The organism is Clostridium sp., from assembly GCF_016650035.1.
Lineage (GTDB): Bacteria > Bacillota > Clostridia > Clostridiales > Clostridiaceae > Clostridium_AD.
In genome coordinates, this window is the sequence record NZ_JAENWM010000155.1 from 1 (window position 1) to 4295 (window position 4295).

Annotated in this window: 6 protein-coding genes; 2 read left to right on the forward strand and 4 right to left on the reverse strand. The window is 29.8% G+C overall.

Annotated elements, in window-relative coordinates; genetic code table 11:
- The 3 genes from JJD95_RS19755 to JJD95_RS19765 all read right to left on the reverse strand — a co-directional run.
- Positions 1 to 531, reverse strand: a 531-nt coding sequence (locus JJD95_RS19755) for a BRO family protein (protein WP_291645171.1), incomplete at its 3' end; no start/stop codon positions are given.
- A 15-nt stretch (positions 532 to 546) separates the two neighbouring features.
- Entirely contained in the window at positions 547 to 837 is a 291-nt protein-coding gene (locus tag JJD95_RS19760; protein WP_291645173.1) for a histidine kinase, read from the reverse strand.
- Between the two features lie 75 nt (positions 838 to 912).
- A complete protein-coding gene (locus JJD95_RS19765) occupies positions 913 to 1110 on the reverse strand; it encodes a helix-turn-helix transcriptional regulator (RefSeq protein WP_291645175.1) in 198 nt (65 codons plus the stop codon).
- Between the two features lie 227 nt (positions 1111 to 1337).
- Here JJD95_RS19765 and JJD95_RS19770 point away from each other — a divergent pair, with 227 nt between their 5' ends.
- Together JJD95_RS19770 and JJD95_RS19775 are read left to right on the forward strand one after the other, a co-directional pair.
- Positions 1338 to 1697, forward strand: a complete 360-nt coding sequence (locus tag JJD95_RS19770; RefSeq protein ID WP_291645177.1) for a helix-turn-helix transcriptional regulator — start codon at positions 1338 to 1340, stop codon at positions 1695 to 1697.
- A 33-nt stretch (positions 1698 to 1730) separates the two neighbouring features.
- Complete coding sequence (locus JJD95_RS19775) at positions 1731 to 2816, forward strand: site-specific integrase (RefSeq protein ID WP_291645179.1); 1086 nt, start codon at positions 1731 to 1733, stop codon at positions 2814 to 2816.
- Positions 2817 to 3371: 555 nt separating this feature from the next.
- On the opposite strand, the gene JJD95_RS19780 is transcribed toward JJD95_RS19775, so the two are convergent.
- Positions 3372 to 3992, reverse strand: coding sequence for a DUF4352 domain-containing protein (locus JJD95_RS19780; RefSeq protein WP_291645181.1), 621 nt, complete (start codon positions 3990 to 3992; stop codon positions 3372 to 3374).
- Positions 3993 to 4295: the final 303 nt, after the last annotated feature.

Genomic DNA, 4295 nt, shown 5'->3' on the forward strand with positions numbered 1-4295 from the left:
ATCAATTCCATTTTGTTTTAAAAGTTTTGCGAGTTCTCCTACTAAAATCGACGTATGAGAAACTGAAACAGCATCTGCAAATATTACCTTTGGTCTATCTAACTCAATTTTGTTTTCAGCTTCTAATCTTTTGAACTTTTCCTCCTTTAAGTTAGTAGCTAGTTTTATTAAAAAGTCCGGGTCCATTAATGCTTTTTCTATTGTGTTATCTGTCATATATGCACCATGTTTTCTTATTGTTGGAAGGACTTCGCTAGTAACCCACTTTTTAAATTTCTTTGATTCAGGTTTTTGACTTCCTAAAACTGCACTATAAAGACCGCTTTCATTAATTAAAGTTGAGTTCATGTTCATACCCTCCAATCTGGTGGATATGGATTCGTCATCATCAAGCCTCGTAGTCATTCGATTAGTTTCTGAATATCCTAAAATGTTTGAAATGTCTTTTGCTACAAACCATGTTTGTCCATATTTTGAGATTGTTCTTATTTCTCCAAATTGATCATTTTTAAATATCTGTAAATCATTCATAGGGTTTGTCCTCCTTCATAGATTTATCATTCTACTTGATGCATTTAAAAGTACAGCTCTTACATCTTCATAAATAGCTAGCTTTTGTTTAAGTTGGTCGATTTCTCTTTCTAGTTTCCTGCGTTCTAGGGGAGAGAACCTATCTGGCTTAGTGTCTTCAATAGCTTCAATATGGTGCAGGTTAAACCGTATGCCCGGAACTCCTTTTACTGCTGTTATAACTCCTGCCTTTCTACAATTTTCTACTGCTCTTACGGTTAGTTGCCACCTATCAGCTATATTCTTTTGAGTTAACAACATGTCCAACTTAACGTTCCTCCTTTTTATCTTTCTCAATTTCTTCAATGATATTGTCTAAAATTTCAAATATATCCATACGCACTACCCCCTTAAAAAATAACTAGCCTGTTTATTGTAAAATTTACATAGTTTTCCAAGCACCCTTGCTGTCGGTTTAGATTTTCCTGTTTCTATTCTCCATAAGGTAGCTCTGCTTATTTCTGTCTTCTCTACAATTTCTGCAATATTGAATCCACTTTCTACTCTTGCTTCAATTAATTTCTGTATGTCGATATTCATCCTCATTCACTTCCTTTCTTGTTTACATATTGCTACATAACGTAACATTATTCAACAGTCGTATAACCCCAATTTAAGCGTTTATATCGCTGATAATAACTATTTCTAAGTATTGCTTTATGTTTCTTAGTATTACAATTTGTAGCAATTGTTTAAAATAATGCTTGCTTTGTTTCATTTTGTTGCATATAATATCAATAGAAACATTTTTGAAAGGGGTTTATTTAATGATGTTTGGTGAAAAAATAAAAAGGTATAGAGCTGAGTTAGGATTAACACAAGATGAATTTTCAAAAAGAGTTAAAATATCAAGAAGTATAATAAGCCAGATTGAGGCGGAGATAAGACCACCCTCAAAGAAAGTTTTAAAATTATTGTCTGAGCATAGCGGGAAGAGCATTGACTGGTGGTACGGGAAAGATGAAAAAAAATATGGTGACTTAAACGCTTTAAGTACCCTTTTGGATTATATGATAGATAAAGGTATGATTGACAAGGATGGCTCTATGGATGATAAAAGTAAAGAATTTATATGGAGGCTAATAAACGCTGAAATTAAAAACAAAATAGATAAGAAATATGTTTAATAAATATTTATATTTTTGAAAGGAGAAAATTATATGCAATTACAATACTCAACCCTTATAAGGAAAAAAGATAAAAGTTATCAATATATTATTACTTATAAGGATAATGAAGGAAAGTGGAAAACTAAGAGTAAACAGGGTTATATACTTAAGAAGGAAGGCAAATCGTTAGCACAGTCTGATATGGATGCTGTTGTTTTAGACTTGAAAAAACAGGCCGAAAATGGCATCGATAAAAATATGATAGGAATTACATTTAAAGAATTTTCAACTAAGCATAAAGAGCATCTGATTATATACCGTGAGAAAAATACAGTGTTAGCACTTAAAACTGTATTGAATCATTTTGAAAAATTAGACAAAATTGAAGTATCTAAAATAACCAATTTAGACATACAACCAATAGTTGATAAGTTAACCAAGAGTGGAATAAAAAGTAATACGATAGAATATTATTTGCAACAATTAAGTACTGTTTTTAATTCTGCTGTTGAGTATGGTATAATTTTTAAAACTCCGATTAAAAATATTAAATATAATAAATACAAAGAAGAAATAAACAAAAGAGCATTAAATAAAGTTGAGTGTGAAAAAATACTTGAAGATTTTAAAGAAACACGATATTATTTACTTATACTAATTGCGCTGAAATGCGGATTACGTTTAGGAGAAATTTTAGGACTCAACTGGGAGGATATTGACGAGATAAATAATGTAATTAAAGTTACAAAACAATGGAAGCAATTAAAAGATGGTAGCTATGGATTTGGTACCCTTAAATCTAAAAATTCTTACAGAGATGTTCCAATATCTCCAACTACATTAACTCTTTTAAAAAACTCCACTAAAGTAAGAGAAATTAATGGCCGGATTTTAAATTTTAAGAATACTGACTCTATTAGCATCTGTCTAAATAGACTTTTTAGACTTGGAGGGTACAATATAACAATCCATGAACTAAGACACACTTATGCAACTACGTTAATAAGTAATGGAGCTCCTTATAAAGTTGCTGCTCAATTCCTTGGGCATACTGAACAACAAACTATGAAGTCATATTCTCATATAAACGATGATATGATTAAAAAAGCTACTAGTATTATTAATAATATTTTATAATTTTTGACGAAATTTTTGACGAAACGTATAAAATTATTGGTATCACAGGGCTAGCATGGTACAATTACGATATTGAAGCAATATTGTAAATGGTTATAGTATAATTCAATAATTGTATTTAAATGTAGTATTTAAGCCATCTTTATCGAAAATATATAAAAATATAACAAACTAAAAAGAATAGATTACATTTATTATTTTGACGGATTTTTGACGTATAGATTTTAAATGGGGTTAAACAGCTGAATTTATATTCAACTGTTTTCTATTTCTTCGATAATTTCGTCCAAAACATCATACACTTCCATTTATATTCCCCCATATATTGTATTGTGTAATTATTTTGTTAAATATACCCTTAATAGTTTAATGATAGCACTATATCTCTTAAAAGTATAGAACATTCGTTCCCTTTTTAATTTACTCTTTGTAAAATATTTCATAACCAAAAGTTATATACCCAAATAAAAAAGGACCTGAGAAAATTAATTCTCAGGTTAATGCTAATTAGGTTACATAATCATTTTGTTACTAGGTGGCTAATTAGTGGCTAATTTATTTTATACTATACCCAACAGCCTCTGCACCACTATTTGCATTAATCAACACTCCATCTGCAATATTAAAAGTTTTAGGAACCTCAAATATTATATAAGTTTGTTTTGGCATATTGGGGTTTGCATCATCATATACACCTATAAATTCACTATTCTCTTTATATATTATCTCGTTACTGTTTGCTGTCTGCATAGCTTCAAAAGCTGTATTATATTGACTCTTGGACTTTATATCACCTAGCATAAATTCCGTTGGTGCATATTGTACTGGTGCAGTAGTTATGTTCTTCATTTGTAATTTTAAAACAATAAATTTTTCCTTTGTAGTTTTATTGTCCGAACTGTCTCCACCTTTTACAACAGTTGCTTCTTTTGCTTCCAAAATCTTTATGTTCCAACTACCCGATGTAGCTTCGCTTCCTATTTTAGTTGCCACTTTATTTTCTTCTTTGGGTTCTGTCTTAACAGGTGCTACTGTTTCCGCCACGTTGGTAGTTTCCACCCTTTGGCTTATTTTTTTATTTACTGCATTTATAGCTGTTGTATCTCCTATGAAAAATCCAATAATAAAAGATATTGTCACTAAAATAATTGAAATGATTATATGTTTTTTACTCATTATTAAAACCCCCTATAATTTTTATATATCCCTATTATAATACATTTACCATAAAATAATACAATTTATTTTTATATAACCTTAATTATTGCACCAAGTATCCATTATGTTATTTCATCTTATTTAAATATTCTCCATTTGTTTTGAAAATCCTTCAAAAATAAAAAAGGCTAAGGATTTCTCCCCAGCCCTATGAAAAATACTGTATTAATCCAATATTTTTCGCAAATGTCTCACTTGGTGCGCATTACTAAGAGGCGTAGTGAGTTCTATTAATTATATTATATCATACTTACCAAATTA